Annotated in this window: 12 protein-coding genes; 5 read left to right on the top strand and 7 right to left on the bottom strand. The window is 65.6% G+C overall.

Annotated features, from left to right (window positions below):
- Positions 1 to 34: 34 nt before the first annotated feature.
- A complete protein-coding gene (locus AC1VV3_RS04195; RefSeq protein WP_431566884.1) occupies positions 35 to 739 on the top strand; it encodes an HAD hydrolase-like protein in 705 nt (234 codons plus the stop codon).
- A gap of 113 nt (positions 740 to 852) precedes the next feature.
- Entirely contained in the window at positions 853 to 1,731 is an 879-nt protein-coding gene (locus tag AC1VV3_RS04190; protein ID WP_134093102.1) for an isocitrate lyase/PEP mutase family protein, read from the top strand.
- Between the two features lie 52 nt (positions 1,732 to 1,783).
- Here the strand turns inward: AC1VV3_RS04190 and AC1VV3_RS04185 are convergent, their stop codons facing one another.
- The 7 genes from AC1VV3_RS04185 to AC1VV3_RS04155 form a co-directional block, all read right to left on the bottom strand.
- Positions 1,784 to 4,639, bottom strand: a complete 2,856-nt coding sequence (locus AC1VV3_RS04185) for a M16 family metallopeptidase (RefSeq protein ID WP_431566883.1) — start codon at positions 4,637 to 4,639, stop codon at positions 1,784 to 1,786.
- A gap of 138 nt (positions 4,640 to 4,777) precedes the next feature.
- Positions 4,778 to 5,560, bottom strand: a complete 783-nt coding sequence (gene purC, locus AC1VV3_RS04180) for a phosphoribosylaminoimidazolesuccinocarboxamide synthase (protein WP_132263291.1) — start codon at positions 5,558 to 5,560, stop codon at positions 4,778 to 4,780.
- 179 nt (positions 5,561 to 5,739) lie between these two features.
- Positions 5,740 to 6,222 (bottom strand): low molecular weight protein-tyrosine-phosphatase, encoded by a 483-nt coding sequence (locus AC1VV3_RS04175; protein ID WP_431566882.1) that lies wholly within the window; start codon positions 6,220 to 6,222, stop codon positions 5,740 to 5,742.
- Positions 6,223 to 6,282: 60 nt separating this feature from the next.
- Entirely contained in the window at positions 6,283 to 6,432 is a 150-nt protein-coding gene (locus tag AC1VV3_RS04170; RefSeq protein ID WP_021235825.1) for a hypothetical protein, read from the bottom strand.
- Between the two features lie 95 nt (positions 6,433 to 6,527).
- Positions 6,528 to 8,435: a response regulator gene (locus AC1VV3_RS04165; RefSeq protein ID WP_431566881.1), complete on the bottom strand. Its 1,908-nt coding sequence runs from the start codon at positions 8,433 to 8,435 to the stop codon at positions 6,528 to 6,530.
- Positions 8,425 to 9,297 (bottom strand): CheR family methyltransferase, encoded by an 873-nt coding sequence (locus AC1VV3_RS04160; protein WP_431566880.1) that lies wholly within the window; start codon positions 9,295 to 9,297, stop codon positions 8,425 to 8,427. The genes AC1VV3_RS04165 and AC1VV3_RS04160 overlap by 11 nt, the downstream gene beginning before the upstream one ends.
- The gene (locus AC1VV3_RS04155; RefSeq protein ID WP_431566879.1) at positions 9,294 to 12,419 is read right to left on the bottom strand and encodes a response regulator; all 3,126 of its coding nucleotides are present in this window, start codon (positions 12,417 to 12,419) and stop codon (positions 9,294 to 9,296) included. The genes AC1VV3_RS04160 and AC1VV3_RS04155 overlap by 4 nt, the downstream gene beginning before the upstream one ends.
- Positions 12,420 to 12,676: 257 nt before the next feature.
- Here AC1VV3_RS04155 and AC1VV3_RS04150 point away from each other — a divergent pair, with 257 nt between their 5' ends.
- The 3 genes from AC1VV3_RS04150 to AC1VV3_RS04140 are packed head-to-tail and all read left to right on the top strand — an operon-like array spanning position 12,677 to position 15,926.
- Positions 12,677 to 14,614, top strand: a complete 1,938-nt coding sequence (locus tag AC1VV3_RS04150; protein ID WP_431566878.1) for a TadE/TadG family type IV pilus assembly protein — start codon at positions 12,677 to 12,679, stop codon at positions 14,612 to 14,614.
- Positions 14,614 to 15,237 carry a TadE/TadG family type IV pilus assembly protein gene (locus AC1VV3_RS04145; RefSeq protein ID WP_132264156.1) on the top strand — a complete coding sequence of 208 codons (624 nt, stop codon included), beginning with the start codon at positions 14,614 to 14,616 and terminating at the stop codon, positions 15,235 to 15,237. The genes AC1VV3_RS04150 and AC1VV3_RS04145 overlap by 1 nt, the downstream gene beginning before the upstream one ends.
- Positions 15,234 to 15,926, top strand: a complete 693-nt coding sequence (locus tag AC1VV3_RS04140; protein ID WP_482961964.1) for a TadE/TadG family type IV pilus assembly protein — start codon at positions 15,234 to 15,236, stop codon at positions 15,924 to 15,926. The genes AC1VV3_RS04145 and AC1VV3_RS04140 overlap by 4 nt, the downstream gene beginning before the upstream one ends.
- Positions 15,927 to 15,946: the final 20 nt, after the last annotated feature.

Here is a 15,946-nt window from a genome sequence, read left to right as displayed (position 1 = left end):
GCGGTTTCCACAGCGACAAGCCACTGATCGGGGAATGACGGACTTCCCTTTCGATATCGTCGGTTTCGATCTGGACGGAACCCTGCTGGATTCGCTCGGCGATCTGGCCGTAGCCCTCAACCATGCCTTGTCTCTGGAGGGGCGCCCGGCGATTCCCTTCGATGCCGTGCGCGACCTTGTGGGCGGCGGCGCCAAGAAGATGCTGGCCCGGGGGCTGGAAGTCACCGGCGGTCCGGTTTCGGACGCGCGGCTAAGCGCGCTGCACCAGGCGCTGATCGATTTCTACAGCGACCATGTCGCCGTGCAGACCCGGCTCTATCCGGGCGGAGAGGCCATGCTCCAGGGGCTGGCGGCGCGCGGCGTCAGGATCGCGGTGGTGACCAACAAGCTGGAGCACCTGGCCGTGAAGATATTCGCGGAGCTGGGCCTTTCGCATCATTTCTTCACGGTGATCGGCGGCGATACGCTCGGCCCCGGCCGGGCCAAGCCGAAACCGGATCTGATCGAACTCATGCTGGAGCGGGCCGGCAGCGCCGACAGGCCCATCCGCGCGGCCTTCGTCGGCGATACCACATACGATACCGGCGCGGCGGCCGCTGCGGGCATTCCCTGCGTGGCAGTGAGCTTCGGCTTCAACGATCGCCCGGCGCAGGAGCTTGGCGCGGCCGCCGTGATCGACCACTTCGACGAACTGATCCCCACGCTCGAACGCATCGGCGCGGCCGCGGAAGCGGTGTGATCGCAACGCCCCGCCGATAAGCGGGGCGCCGGCGGCCCTGGGCATACCGGGCGGCTTGTCCGCTCCCGGCAATCGTGCGAGCCCTCGCTCGACAAGAGCGGGAGAGAAACGCGATGCCGACGCCGGGTGAGAAACTGCGCGCGCTGATCGAGAACGGTGAGCACTTCGTCGCGGCCGAGGCCTATTCGGCCCTGACCGGGCGCATCGTCGAGCATGTCGGCTTCAAGGCGGCCTATCTTGGCGGCCATGCCTGCTCGGCGTTTCATTATGCGGTGCCGGACAACGGCGTGTTCAGCCAGGTCGAGATGATCGAGCAGTCCGCCCGGATCGCGCAGGCCATCGACATCCCGCTCATCGTCGACGCGGATACCCTGGGCGAGACGGTGGCCGACGCCTATCATTTCACGCGCCGTTACGCCGCGGCCGGGATCGCGGGCTACCATGTCGAGGACGAGGTCAATCCCAAGCATTCCAAGCATGTGAACGGTCTCTGTTCGGTCGAGGACATGCAGCTGCGAATCGAGGCCGGGGTGAAGGGACGGGGTGATTCCGGTCTGGTCATCATCGCGCGCTGCGACGAACTCTATACCAGCGCCAATGGCGGCGGCGGGGGCGGATCGGTCGAGGAAGCCATCCGCCGCGGCCACGCTTATGCCGAGGCCGGCGCCGATGCCATCGTCTTCGCCAGCGCACCGCCCGAGCAGCAGGCCGAAGTGATCCCGCACATGACCATCCCGGTCTGCACGCTGGGCTTCAACCTGCCTGACACGGCCTTCACCCTCTCCACCGCCTGGGGCTGGGTCTCGGCTGCGGTGGGCCATCTTGCCATGGCCCGCGAGCTGATGGAAACCGGCGCGGTGAAAAGCGCGATGAACGCTTTCACCAACTTCCCGGAAAAATACGACCTGATCGACCAAAGCCTCTACGACGACCTCATCGCCGAATGGGCGGAGCGCACCGGCCGGCCCACCCGCCCCAACCACGCGCGCTAGAGGGGGGCTGCACTGGCCTTGCAGTTCGGGCGGGCGCTTAAAGCCCGATCCCTCAAGGCCTGGGCGATTCGGCGCCCTCGGGCAAGGCCAGGACCTCCAGGCCCTCGTTCGGATCGAGATAGCGCTGTGCCATCGTCTGGAGGTCTCCGGCCGTGATCCTGATCAGCCGCTCGCGGGCCTGGGTGAAGCGGGCGATGCGGTCGGGCTGGCTCTGCGCGCGGTCGACCAGCGAGAGCCAGGTCGCGTTGCCTTTCAGTGCGTTCTGGTAGGCTTCGAGCAGGGGGGCGCGGGCGCGCTGCAGCACGTCGTCGCTGACGGGCGCGGCGCGGAGATCGAGCAGGACCTTGCGGATCGCCTCGCGGCTGGCGGGAACGTCGGCAACGTCGATCGAGGCGGCGATGGCGAACGTGCCGTAACCCTTCCAGTAATGCGACAGCGAGCTGCCGGCCGAGGGTGAATAGGCCTTGCCCAGGGCTTCGCGCAGACTGTCGGTCAGCTCGATGCGGACGACACGCTCGAGCATTTCCAGCCTGAGCGTGTCGAGCGGGTCCGAATCGTCGCGCGTGGGCCAGGTCAGCCGCAACAGGGCCTGATCGGCAGGGCCGGTGTGGCGAACCACCCGGGCGCTGCGGTCTGCCGTGAAGGTGCGCTGCGGCTGTTCGTCATAAGCCCGGAACGCCGCTTCACGCGGCGGGAGAGCGCCCAGCGTCCCGGCCACGAAGGCGATGGCCTTGTCCTCGTCGAAATCGCCGACGAGGCCCACTTCCACGGCGCCATGGGCAAGGCGATCCGAAATGCTCTTCTGCAGCCGGGCATAAGTCAGCCGCCGATAGGTCTCGACCGGCTGGAGGCTGAAGCGCGGGTCGTTGTCGGAAACGATGCGGCCAAGATCCGCGCTCATCGCCGAGGACGGCGTGGCGCGAAGCCGGGCGAAAGTGTTGTTCACCTGCTGGCGGTACTGCACTTCACCCTCTGCGCGGTATCCGGGATCGGTGACCAGGGCGGTGAGCAGCTGAAGTTGCAGTTCCAGGTCGCGCGGGGTGGTGACCGTCTGTGCGTCGAAACTGGCCGTGCTGCTCGACAGGCCGAAGCCCAGCGTATGGCCCGCCATGATGCTGTCCAGATCGTCGCGGCTGTGCTTGCCGAGGCCGCCCTTTTCGAGCCAGCCCACCATATCCGTGGCCAGGGGGTCGTCCCGCGTCTCCAGCATGTCGCCACCGTCGATGGAGAGGCTGACGCGCACGCGATCCTTTTCCAGTTCGGTCTGCTTGAGATTGAGCATGACGCCGTTGGAAAAACGCAGCTCGCGAATGCCCAGCAGGGGATCGCGGGTATCGCTGACGACCGCGCCGGGCGTGCCGAAGGCGGTATAGCCGAAGTTCGCGGCTGCGGCCGCGTTTTCGCGAGGCACGGGGCCGCGCATGGCTTGCTGCCAGGCGCTGCGCAGGGCTGGTTCGCCGCCGTCCGGCGCCTTGCGGCCCTCGAAGCGGATCAGGGGCTTGTCGAGCGCCAGCGCCTCGCGCCGGACAGCGGCCAGCACGGCCTTGGGCGTGATCCGGGGCGCAAAAGCCTCGAAGCGTTCGAGCCCGGAGGCCGGCGTGGAGGGCACCAGCCGATCGTCGACGAGCGCCAGCGCGATAGCCGCCAGCACCGCATTGCTGCGGGTATTCGCCGAACCGGCCGCATCGACGAGCGAACTGCGCAATTGGGCGAGCTGTTCGGAGACTTCGGCGGCGCTGAAACCGTGCGCCAGGGCGCGGCGATACTCGCGGGCGACGGCGGCCACGCCGTCCGCCCATTTGCCGTCCACGCTGTCGATGATGAGGCGGGTGGAGCGAGCGGTTTCGAAAACGTCTCCCGTGCCGAAGCCGGCGCCGCGGAATGGGGGCTGGGCACTGCGCGAAAGGCGCTGCAGGCGGCGGTTGACGATGGCGTAGCCGATCGAGCGCAGCAGGTTCTCCTGCCGCTGGGCGATCGTGTCGGGCTCGTCCAGCCAGGCGCCGTTGCGCTGGATGGTCAGCCGTTCCGACAGTGCGGGATCGACCCAGATGCCGGTGCGCTTGCGATCCTTGGCATCCACCGGCCCGGCATCGGGCTGCAGCTCGGCCTGCGGACCCTGCCAGTCTCCGAAGTGGCGCACGATCCCGGCCTCGACCGCTGCCGGATCGAAGTCTCCGACGATGACCAGGATGACATGGCCTGGAACATATTCGCGCGCATAGAACGCGCGCAGGTTCTGTGCGTTGGCGGCATTGAGCGTGGCGACGGTGCCGATGGGGAAGCGGCTGGAATAGAGCGCGCGGGGGTAGAAGAAGCGCGTCGAATCGATGGTGTTGCGCAAGGCGAAGGTGTTGCGATCGCGCATTTCCGAAAGGATCACGCCGCGCTCGCGGTCGATCGCGGCTTGCGAGATCGTCAGCTCGCCCGCGGTCTCGCGCATGAGCATGAGCGCCGTGTCGAGAAGGGCGGCGTCGCTGCGCGGCAGGTCCAGCTTGTAGACGGTGCGTTCGAAGCTGGTGGAGGCATTGGTGTCCGCGCCGAAAGCCAGGCCGTCGCGTTCGAGAAGAGGGATCATCTGACCTTCGGGCACGCGCTTGCTGCCGTTGAAGGCCATGTGCTCCACGAAATGCGCGAAGCCCTGTTCGTCGTCATGCTCGTCGAGCGAGCCGGCGGCGACTTCCATCCGCACCACGGCGGTTCCGACGGGGGTGGCATTGCGCCGCACGATATAGCGCATGCCGTTGGCGAGGCGCCCGAAGCGGAACTCGGAATCGAGCGGGATGTCGCTCTTTTCGAAGGCCCAGCTGGTGTCGTTGGTGCCGGCTCTCTCGGCGCGCGGCACGGCCTCTCGGGCCGATGCGCCGAGCGGCGCGGCAAAGAGCAGGGCGGTGAGGAGAATCTTCCGCATCGCGCGGGAGTGCCTCACCAAGTCGCTGATAACAAGAGGCTGCGGCCTTCCGCTATCCTGGCGAGGCGGACAACGGGCAAACGAAAAGAGCCCGGCGCGCCTCGTGGCGGCCGGGCTCTTTTCAAGGTCCTGCGAGACTTACTTGCCGCGCAGCTTGCGGTGCTTCGACAGGTCGAGCACTTCGCTCGGGCCGTTGTCGTCCTGCAGCAGGCCGAGGCGGCGCGCGACTTCCTGGTAGGCCTCTTCTTCACCGCCGAGGTCGCGGCGGAAGCGGTCCTTGTCCAGCTTTTCGCCGGTGAACATGTCCCACAGGCGGCAGCCGTCAGGGCTGATCTCGTCCGCCAGGATCACGCGGCTGTAGTCGCCGTCCCAGATGCGGCCGAATTCGAGCTTGAAGTCCACGAGGCGAATGTTGATCGCCGCGAACATGCCGCACATGAAGTCGTTCACGCGGATCGCCATCGCCGAGATGTCCTGCATCTCTTCGTTGGTGGCCCAGCCGAAGCAGGCGATGTGCTCTTCGGCGATCATCGGATCGCCCAGCGCATCGTCCTTGTAGTAATATTCGATCAGCGTGTGCGGCAGGGGCTCGCCCTCAGGAATGCCCAGGCGCTTCGAGATCGAACCGGCCGCCACATTGCGCACCACGACCTCGATCGGGATGATCTCGACCTGGCGGACGAGCTGCTCGCGCATGTTGAGGCGGCGGATGAAGTGGTTGGGCACGCCAATGTGATTCAGGCGCGTGAACACGTACTCGCTGATGCGGTTGTTGATCACGCCCTTGCCCTGGATCGTGCCCTTTTTCTGCGCGTTGAACGCAGTGGCATCGTCCTTGAAATACTGAATCAGGGTGCCGGGTTCAGGGCCTTCGTAGAGGATCTTGGCCTTGCCCTCGTAGATCTGGCGGCGACGGGACATGCGTGTTCGTCCTTGAAACTGTATAAAGAGCAAACCCCGGCTTGTAGGACGTCGGGCGACCGCGGGCCGGGGCGTTCGAGCGGGCATATAATGGAAGCAGGGGTAAAAGCAAACCGGTTGGGCCCGTCCGGCAGGGGCGCCCATCGGTGGATCGCTCCAGAGCTATCCGTACGCCGGGGTCAGCGGCCCGATCCGGCGATTTCCGCCACGAGATTGCGGGCCGCCTCGCGCACCTGACGCCAGGTCGTCTCGAAGCCTTCGGGGCCGCCATAATAGGGATCTTCCACGTCCTGCCCTTCCAGTCCGGGCACATGGTCCAGGAGGAGCGAAAGGCGGGCGGAATGGCCGGCAGGGGCGATGCGCCTCAAATTCGCGAGATTGCTGGCGTCCAGCGCGACGATGCGGTCGAATCTGCGGAAGTCGTCGGCTTTGACCTGCCTGGCGCGATAGGATGAGATATCGATGCCGTGGCGGAGCGCCTCGGCGCAGGAGCGCGGGTCGGGGCCTTTGCCGATATGCCAGGCGCCGGTCCCGGCAGAGTCGATATCGAGGTCCAGTCCCGCTTCGTCCGCCGCCTCGCGAAGCGCCGCTTCGGCAACTGGGGAGCGGCAGATATTGCCGAGGCAGACGAAAAGGATGGACGCTGGAGGCACTACGGACATGGCGCCTAGCCTACAGGCGGTCGGTGCCGATCTCAAATGCGTTTGGAGGGTGGTCCGGGGTCAGCGATGCCCGAACAGGCGTTCGAGGAAAGTGGGCTGGTCCATCGGCTGGATGGGGCCATGGAAGCGGCGGCGCAGGCCGGGATCGAGCGGCGCGCGCGGCGTCCAGATCCGTTCCGAGCGATAAGTGCTGTCTTGCGTCAGGGCCATTGGCGGCTCCATTTCTAGGGATCATTCCTGAGAATAAACCCTAGGACGCGCGGAAAGTTTCCTTTTCCGCGCGCCGCGGAGCCGTTGTCCGAGGTTCAGCGGGCGAGGGCGCCGGCCTCTTCGGCGAGCTGGCGGACCATGGCGCCGACTTCCCGGCCCAGGAAGGGCTTGCCCAGCATGGGCCGCTCGCTGTGGTCCTTGGGCAGGTGCTGACGGTCGTAGCCGCTGACGAAGGCGAAGGGCGTGGACCTTGCTGCCAGTTCGTCCGCCACGGCGTCGATTCGCTCGCCATTCAGGTTGCCGTCCAGGAGGGCGAGGTCGGGGCCGGTCTCGCGGATCATGGCAATGGCCTGTTCGCAGGACGTGGCAGGGCCGAGAGCGATGGCGCCCGAGTCCTCGATCTCCATCATCAGTTCCATGGCCACCAGCGGCTCGTCCTCGACGATCAGCACCCGCAGGCCCTGCGGGCTCGGGCGGTGTGCCGCCGCATCGACGGCGAGGGCGTCGGCCGACATTGAGTCAGCGGCCAGGGAGATAACAGACTGAGGGCCAGCGGCCTCATGGATCGCCGCGGCGGGCGCGCCGCCAGCAGTTTCGCTTACCAGGAGCGGTGGCGGTTCGAGTGCGGCATCGTCGGCCAGCGGCAGTACCAGGTGCCAGCGCACGCCTTCGGGGGCATATTCGGCGCTGATGCGGGCGCCGTCGGCAGCCATGCTGCTTTCGATGAGGGTCGAGCCGAAGCCCCGGCGCTGCGGCGCGACGACCGGCGGACCGCCCCGTTCGCTCCATGTGAGCGAGAGGACATGGCGCGTCAGCGACCAGTCGAGCGCGACCGTGCCGGTCTCGTTGGACAAAGCGCCGTACTTGTGCGCGTTGGTGGCCAGCTCATGGAGGATCAGCGAAAAACGCAAGGCGAGTTCGGGCGGCAGGTCCACGTCGGGTCCGGCCAGGCGCAGCCGTTCCTCGCTCACGGCGCCGATCGCCACCTGGTCCGCGATGAGCCGGCGCAGGCTGGCGGGTTCCCAGGTCGTGGCGCTGAGGAGCGAATGGGCGCGGGCGAGAGACTGCAGGCGCCCACCGAACGATTGCTGGAATTCCTCCGCCGAACGGGCATGGCGGAACCCCTGCGAGGCGATGGCCTGCACTGTGGCCAGCGTGTTCTTCACGCGGTGGTTCAGCTCGCCGATCAGCAGGCGCTGCGTTTCCTCGGCGCGGTGGCGCTCGGTCACGTCGAGCAGTTCGATCATCACGCTGGCCCCGCGCGAGCCCGTGCCCGCCAGCGAGGAACAGTACCATTCGCCTTCGCGCAGAGCCTTGTCGGCCCGCAGGAAGCGGTGCTCCTGCGTTTCGCGGCGATCTTCCCCGCCGAGCAGGGCGCGCATGCCTTCGACGAAGCGCGCGCGGTCGGCCGGGGCCAGGAAGGGGGCTTCCTCCACTTTCAGGCCGAGCACGTCCTGCGCGGAGAAGCCGATCTCGCGCTCCGCGCTGCGATACCAGCTGACGATCCGCAAGTTGGCGTCGATCTCCAGCACGGCGAGCGGCGAATTGTCGCCGTGCGCGCGCAGGCGACCGAGCGCGAGGCCGAGTTCGTCGCGCTGGCGTGCGATCTCGCGGCGCTGGCGGGCGAGTTCGACGAAGACCGCGACCTTGGAGTTCAGCTCGACCATGTCGAGCGGCTTGAGCAGGTAATCGACGGCCCCGGCTTCGTAGCCACGGAACCGGCGGCGTTCGTCGGTGGCGAGCGCGGTCAGGAAGATGATGGGGACGGCGCGGGTACGCTCTGTACCGCGCATCAGTTCGGCCAGTTCGAAGCCGTCCATCTCGGGCATCATCACGTCGAGCAGGGCCAGCGCGAAATCGTCGCGCAGCATGGCTTCGAGCGCCTCGAAGCCGGACGAGACGGTGACGAGTTCGACACCCGGCTGGTCGAGCGCGGCTTCCAGGACGAGCAGGTTCTCCCGGATATCGTCCACGGCCAGGATCTTGAGCGGCTCATTCAGCAAAGGCGGCCTCCTGGACGTCGTGTTTGGTGCGTCGCCAGATCTTTTCCATTGGCGCGAACTCGGCGAAGCTATCGCCCTCTGCGGAGAAGTGCACGGTTTCCTTCGAGCCAAGCCCCAGGAATCCGCCGGGCGGAAGGGACTGCGCGAACAGGCCGAGCGCGCGGTCCTGAAGCGCCCTGTCGAAATAGATCAGCACGTTGCGGCTGGACACCAGTTGAACCTCGGAGAACACGGCGTCGCTCGCCAGATTGTGGTCGGCGAAGACCGCGCGGCGGCGCAGGGTCGGGTCGAACCGGGCCACGCCGTAGTTCGCGGTGTAATAGTCCGCAAGCGACCCCTGGCCGCCTGCCTCGTGATAATTGCGGGAAAAGCCTGCGATCCGGTCGATCTCGTAGACCCCGGCTTCCGCCTTGGCGAGGGCGGCGGGGTTGATGTCGGTGCAGTAGAACAAGGTGCGTTCTTCCAGCCCTTCCTCGCGGAACAGGATGGCCAGCGAGTAGAATTCCTCGCCATTGGCGCAGCCGGCCACCCAGACCTTGATCGAGGGCCAGGTGCGCAGATGCGGGATGACCTGTTCGCGGATGGCCCGGAAATACTCGGGGTCGCGGAACATCTCGCTGACCTGGATGGTCAGGAAACCGATCAGGACGTTGAGGCTCTCGGGATCGTGGAGAATCCGATCGAGCAGGCTGGAGAGGTGCGGATAGCCGAAATGGGATTGCGCCCGCTGCAGCCGGCGCAGCAGCGAGGCGCGGGAATAGTCCCGGAAATCGTACTGGTATCGCCGCCAGATCGCCTCGATGAGGAGGTCTACCTCGATATCCTCCACCGCTTCGACGGCGCGCCGTCCAAGGAGTTTCATCGCGGCATCCACACGCGGACGAGGCTGAGCAGCTTGTCGACGTCTAGCGGCTTGGAGAGATAGTCGTTGGCGCCGGCTTCCAGGCACTCGCGATGGTCGCGTTCCATGGCCTTGGCGGTGAGGGCGATGATCGGCAGGCCCTTCCACTGCGGGTTCTTGCGGATTTCGCGCGTGCAGGCGAGGCCGTCCATTTCCGGCATCATCACGTCCATCAGCACCAGGTCGACACCGACCCCGCCGCTGTCGCGGATATCGCTGTCCGCGACGCGGGCGAGTTCGTTCAGAGCCTCGATGCCGTTACGGGCGATGCGGACGTGGACGCCATGCGGTTCGAGCACCGAGGTGAGGGCGTAGATGTTGCGGATGTCGTCTTCCACCACCAGGATCTGGCGGCCTTCCAGCGCGGCATCGCGGCCCAGCGAGCGGGCGAGGAGCTGCTGCTTCTCGTCCGGCATCTCGGACACGACCTGGTGCAGGAACAGCGTCACTTCGTCGAGCAGGCGCTCGGGGCTCTTGGCGCCCTTGACGATGATCGACTTGGAATAGCGCCGCAGCCGCATCTCTTCCTCTTCGGAGAGTTCGCGGCCGGTATAGACGATCACCGGCGGGAAGCCGACGCTCTCGTCGTGGGAGAGACGTTCGAGCAGGTCGAGACCGGACATGTCGGGCAGGTTGAGATCCAGCACCATGCAGTCGAAGGTTTCCTCGCCAAGGCGGGCAAGGCAGTCGGCGGCGCTCTGGACGTCCACGGTCTCGACATCGCGCGAGGCGAGGAGGAGGTGGATCGCCTCGGCCTGGCGGGGGTCGTCCTCCACCACCAGCACGCGGCGCAGGCGTTGGTCCATGCGGGCTTCGAGGCCCTCCAGCATGCCTACCAGCGTGTCGCGGCTGACCGGCTTGAACAGATAGCCCACCGCGCCGCTGGCCAGCGCGGCATGGTCGTCGTGATCGGCAGAGACGATGTGGACGGGGATGTGGCGCGTGCGGGTGTCGCGCTTGATGCGGTCGAGCACGGAAAGCCCGGTGTGGTCGGGCAGGTGCATGTCCAGGATCACCGCCTGCGGCAGATATTGCCGGGCGAGCAGGGCGCCTTCGTCGGCCGTGCCCGCGATCAGGCATTCGAAGCCCACTTCATGCGCCAGATCACTGAGAATCCGGGCAAAAGCGGGGTCATCCTCGACGATCAGGATGACGCGGGAATCACCCGAAAGCGTCTCGCGGTCGTCGGAAGGAGCAGGGCCGCGGCGGGTCGCGGGGGCTGTCGTCTGCGATGCGGCCGGGGTGGGCGTGGGGCTGGACCGGCCCGGGATCAGCGGGGTGCTGGCGGTATCGCCGGGCGTGAAGGTCTCGGGCAGTTCCAGAGTGAACACGCTGCCCGTGCCGGGCGTGCTGTCCACCGTGATGGTGCCGCCGAGCAAGTGCGCCAGTTCGCGGGAGATCGACAGGCCCAGCCCGGTGCCGCCGTACTTGCGGGCGATGCCGCCGTCCGCCTGGCGGAAGGCCTCGAAGATCGCGTCCTGCTGGTCCGTGGGAATGCCGGGGCCGGTGTCGCGCACCGCGAAGGCGATGCGGCCTTTCGCGGCCCGCGCGACGACGAGCGAGACTTCGCCCTGCGAGGTGAACTTGATGGCGTTGGAGAGGAAGTTCTTGAGCACCTGCTCCAGCCGCAGCGGGTCGGTCTCGATCTCGGTCACGCCCTCGGCCGCATGCATCGTCAGCGACAGGCCCTTGCCCGAGGCTGCGGCGGAGAAAGTGTTCTCCAGCTTGCCGAGCATGGCGTCCATCGGCACGCGGTGCGGTTCCAGTTCGAGCCGCCCGGCCTCGATCTTGGAAATGTCGAGCACGTCGTTGATCAGCGTCAGCAGATCGTTGCCGGAAGATTCGATGGTCTCGGCATAACGGACCTGCTCGCCCGAGAGGTTGCCCTGGCGATTGTCGGCCAGGAGGCGGGCCATGATGAGCAGCGAATTGAGCGGCGTACGCAGTTCGTGGCTCATATTGGCGAGGAATTCGGACTTGTAGCGGCTCGCCTGTTCCAACTCGTCCGTCTGGCTGCGCAGGCGGGTCTGCGAACGGGTCAGTTCATCGCGCTGAGCTTCGAGCGACTGGGCCTGTTCCTCGAGCTGCGAATTGCTGCGCTCCAGCTCGGCCTGCTGCTCTTCGAGCTGGGTCTGAGAGTGAAGCAGCAGCTTGCTCTGCGCTTCCAGTTCGTCGTTGGTGGCGCGCAGTTCCTCGCTCTGGTTCTGGAGTTCCTCGGCCTGCTGCTGGGTCTCCGAAAGCAGGTGTTCCAGGCGGGCGCGATACTTGGCCGAACGCAGGGTGATGCCGAGCGAACTGCCGACGAGATCGAGGAAGGCGGCGAGGTCTTCCGGCCGCGCTTCCGGCGTGTCGAGGAAACCGAGTTCGACCACGGCATTGACCGTACCGTCGACGTGGGGCGCGCCCAGCACCAGCCGGGCCGGCGTTGCCTGGCCGAGCGCGGTTCCGAACGAGAGGTAGCCTGCCGGAACGCGGGCGATGGTGGTGGTGCGGCCATGGCGCATGACTTCGCCGAGCAGGCTCTCGCCCGGCTCCATGCGCTCGGGAACGGTGGCTCCGGCCGGCACGCCATATGTGGCGATCTTGCGGAAGGCGCCATCGTCCTTGACGTAGAGGGCGCCGGCGATCGCGCCGAAGCGCTCGGCCAGGAAGGAGAGGGTGCGGCTGCCCAGTTCGTCCAGCGCGATGCTGCCGGCTGTGGCCCGCGCCAGGTCCGTCTCGCTTTCGCGCAGCCATTGCTGGTGACGGTTGTCGTTACGGTAGCGGATGAGGAAGAAACCGATGACCGCCAGCAGGATATTGGTGATGCCCGACAAGGCGCGGTTCGTCATCGCCACTTCCAGGCCCAGCCCCTGCGGCGCCATGAAATAGGCGACGATGGTGCAGCCGATCCCGGAGATGGCGGCCAGCAGCGGCGTCACCGGGCGGCGGGCGACAAAGGCGATCACCGTGGGCAGCAGGTAGAGAACGCTCACCCCCGTTCCCAGGGGAATGGTGGCGTCGATCAGGAGGCAGAGCCCCAGGGTAATGATAATGACGAGCGCTAGCTGGACGTGAGGACTGAAAGCCTTGCTGGGCGACATTATGAATCTCAAGGGGAAACGCCGGCTGCAGGCGGACCGCTCCTCCCCCCAAACTTCAAGGGCGGTCCCCGGATCGGGAGGTTGAACGCAGGCAGGGTTCCATCGGTTCCCGAGGGAACGTGATAAATCTTATATTACCCAAGATTTTCGAGGTTTCGTGAAGCGCAGCGGCGCAGGGTGAGTGAGGGTTTCATTAAGTAAGTTCCGGTAGGGCGTGCTGAAATCCCGACGAACTTCGCCGAAAGACTGGTCCTCCGATGCGCAGAATCACTCACCAGTTGCACCGCCTCCTCAAGGACATATCCGGCAATATCCTGCCGATGGCGGCCATCGGCATGGTCGTGGCGGCGGCGATCGTGGGATCGGCCATCGATCTCAGCCGCAACTTCAAGGTGGAGAACCAGCTCCAGGCCGCCTGCGACTCCGCGGTGCTGGCGGCGCGGCGCACCGTGGCGACGGACGCGGATTCGACGACGCCGGTCAACGGACTGGCGCCGTCCGTCCACACCGTGGCAGACAACTACTTCAAGACCAATTTCGACGATTCCACTCTTGGCACGGGCACCACGAACTTCGAGGTGTCTTCCCCGGACAAGGGCCAGACCGTCGAGGGCACGGCCGCGACCGTGCTGGACACCGTGGTCATGCGCCTGTTCGGGTTCAACAATTTCGCTCTGAGCGTGAAATGCACATCGTCCATGGGCATCGGCAATGCCGACGTGATGATGGTGCTGGATACCACCGGCTCGATGGCGGAATCGCTGAGCGGATCGACCCGCATCGCCGCGCTGCGCAGCGCGATGAAGAACTTCTACACCACGGTTTCCGGCGCGACCAAGGAAACCAATGCCCGTGTGCGCTACGGCTTCGTGCCCTACAGTTCGTCGGTCAACGTCGGCAAGCTGCTCAACGCCGTGGACAAGAGCTACATCGCCGACAGCTGGAACTACCAGTCGCGCGTGCCGATCTTCCTGAACGTCGCAAATGGGACGAAGACGGGGACTTCGGTAGACTATTCCAATCCCACATCGAAAACGACCCAGGGCAATACCGGCTACAACCAAAACCAGTGCTCGAAGAATTTGCCGTCCAGCCAGACGAGCTATTCGGACAACGGCTCGTCCACGTCCGAGACCACGATGTCCGGCACGAGCCCGAATATCATCGTTACGATTGTGACCAAGCAGCCCCAGCAAATGCTGACGTACGAATGCAAGAGCAGCAAAGGCACGTATTATATTTATACGACCACCTACTCGCGCACGAAGACGACCACTGACACTTACAAGAACGCCACGAATTCTACAAATGTGAAGGGTTCTACCTTCGACCATTGGGAATATCGCCAGGTCACCGGCGTCGATACGTCCAAGTTCAAGACGTTCGGCTCTACCCCCGTGCTCAACGGCAATAACGGCGCGTCCGTTTCCTACACCTGGGGCGGTTGCATCGAGGAGCGCAGCACGTCGAACACGGCGAACTTCAGCTACAACTCGATCACGGGCCTCAGCCCGTCGACGGCGCTGGACATCGATATCGACAGCGCGCCAACGTCGGATGCCAAGACCAAGTGGGGCCCGCTCTGGCCGGAGATCTCCTACCGCCGTGCGGGCAGCAGTTCCAGCACCTGGACACGCAACACGACGACGGATGGCGCATCGGCCGGAACCTATTGCCCCGCCGAAGCGAAGCTCCTGACCGAGATGGACCAGTCCAGCTTCAACACTTACGCGAACTCGCTGACGGCGGTGGGCGGCACTTACCTCGACATCGGCATGATCTGGGGCGGGCGGATGCTCTCGCCCGACGGTATCTTCAAAGACACGGTGAACCTGGAGCCCACCAACGGCGGTGAAGTCGCCCGGCACATCATCTTCATGACCGACGGCCAGATGGACACGTCCAACTATGTGCCGACGGCCTGGGGCATGGACTGGTGGGACCTGCGCACGACGGCCGGCGGCTCGGAAAGCGATGCCGACGCGCGCCACACGTCGCGCTTCCTCGCCGTCTGCGAGGCGATCAAGGCCAAGGGTATCCGCGTCTGGGTGATCGCCTTCACTTCGGGGCTTTCCACCGACCTGAAGACCTGCGCCTCCGACGACAGTTCCTATGTCGCCACCAACGCCACCGATCTCAACACCGCGTTCCAGGAAATCGCCAAGCAGGTCGGCGAACTGAGGATCACCGAGTGATGCTGCGCCGCCTGTCGCATTCGGCTGCCGGAGCGCTCCGGCGCCTCCGGGCCGACTGCCGGGCCGATACCCGGGGCGTGACCGCGATCGAGTTCGCCGTGGCGGGCCCGGTCCTCATCATCCTGCTCATGGGCATCTTCGATCTTGGCCACATGGCTTACATCCGCGCCGTGCTCCAGGGCGGCGTACAGCAAGTGGCCCGCAACGGCACGCTGGAGACTGCCGAGACGGAAGCGGGCGATGCCTATGTCAAGCGACTGGTCGACGGCGTCGCGCCGGGAGCCAAAGTGGAAATCACGCGGTCGAGCTATTTCGACTTCACCGACATCGCCCGGCCGGAGGCCTGGAACGACAAGAACAACAACAGCATCTGCGACAATGGCGAATCCTACACGGACGAGAACAAGAACGGCCATTGGGACGCCGATGTCGGCAAGAGCGGCAATGGCGGCGCGAACGACGTGGTCGTTTACACCGTGAAGGTCACGTATACGCCCGTGTTCCCCGTTCCCGGACTGACCGACGGGAACACCAAGCGCACGCTCTCGGCCACGGCCGTCAGGAAGAACCAGCCTTACGCCCTTCAGCAGGCGGTAGGCTCGGCAGCAGGGACCTGCCAATGATGGCATCGCCGAACAGGCCGAAGGACTGGCCGCGCTGCGCCGCGCTCCTGCACCGTCTGCGCGAGGACCAGAGCGGCGTCTCGTTCATCGAACTGGCGCTTATCCTGCCGGTGCTGCTGACCCTGGGGCTTTACGGCACCGAAGTGGCGATGATGGCCATGACCAACATGCAGGTCGGCGAAATCGCGACGTCCGTGGCGGACAATGCCTCCCGCCTCGGGCAGACGGACAACAGCACCGTCAGCCCGACGGTCAAGGAAGCGCAAGTCGATTCGGTCATGTGGGGCGCCCTGAAAGAGGGCAGCAGCTTCGATTTCGAAACCAATGGCCGCGTCGTCCTGTCCAGCCTGGAATACGACAGCGATACCAAGCGGCAGTTCATCCACTGGCAGCGGTGCCGCGGCGATCTGGACCGCAAGTCAGCTTATGGTGAGGCGGATCCCTACAAGACCGGCCCGGTGCTGGACGGCATGGGTGTGAAGGACCACAAGATCTACTCGGTGCCCAATTCCGCAGTGATGTTCGTGGAAGTCTACTACCACTACCAGCCGCTGTTCGGGACGATGTTCGTGAAGGACCAGGTGTTCAAGCACGAGGCGGCCTTCCTGATTCGCGACGACCGCAGCCTCAACCCCAGCGGCACCAAGAACGGCATTACCGGAACCGGCAGCCAGTCGCTCTGCACCTGAGGCGAAGGCCCTTGGGGCCC

This window comes from Novosphingobium sp. BL-S-34, from assembly GCF_056857015.1.
Note: the sequence above shows the minus strand (reverse complement) of the source record. Positions and strands in the feature narration are given on the sequence as shown.

Bases quoted from the DNA above. Each gene is read 5' to 3' on its own strand.
- AC1VV3_RS04140 (WP_482961964.1), top strand. From the start codon at position 15,234: ATGATGGCATCGCCGAACAGGCCGAAGGACTGGCCGCGCTGCGCCGCG.
- AC1VV3_RS04145 (WP_132264156.1), top strand. From the start codon at position 14,614: ATGCTGCGCCGCCTGTCGCATTCGGCTGCCGGAGCGCTCCGGCGCCTC.
- AC1VV3_RS04160 (WP_431566880.1), bottom strand. From the start codon at position 9,297: ATGAAACTCCTTGGACGGCGCGCCGTCGAAGCGGTGGAGGATATCGAG.
- AC1VV3_RS04175 (WP_431566882.1), bottom strand. From the start codon at position 6,222: ATGTCCGTAGTGCCTCCAGCGTCCATCCTTTTCGTCTGCCTCGGCAAT.
- AC1VV3_RS04155 (WP_431566879.1), bottom strand. From the start codon at position 12,419: ATGTCGCCCAGCAAGGCTTTCAGTCCTCACGTCCAGCTAGCGCTCGTC.
- AC1VV3_RS04185 (WP_431566883.1), bottom strand. From the start codon at position 4,639: ATGCGGAAGATTCTCCTCACCGCCCTGCTCTTTGCCGCGCCGCTCGGC.
- AC1VV3_RS04150 (WP_431566878.1), top strand. From the start codon at position 12,677: ATGCGCAGAATCACTCACCAGTTGCACCGCCTCCTCAAGGACATATCC.
- AC1VV3_RS04190 (WP_134093102.1), top strand. From the start codon at position 853: ATGCCGACGCCGGGTGAGAAACTGCGCGCGCTGATCGAGAACGGTGAG.
- AC1VV3_RS04195 (WP_431566884.1), top strand. From the start codon at position 35: ATGACGGACTTCCCTTTCGATATCGTCGGTTTCGATCTGGACGGAACC.
- purC (WP_132263291.1), bottom strand. From the start codon at position 5,560: ATGTCCCGTCGCCGCCAGATCTACGAGGGCAAGGCCAAGATCCTCTAC.
- AC1VV3_RS04170 (WP_021235825.1), bottom strand. From the start codon at position 6,432: ATGGCCCTGACGCAAGACAGCACTTATCGCTCGGAACGGATCTGGACG.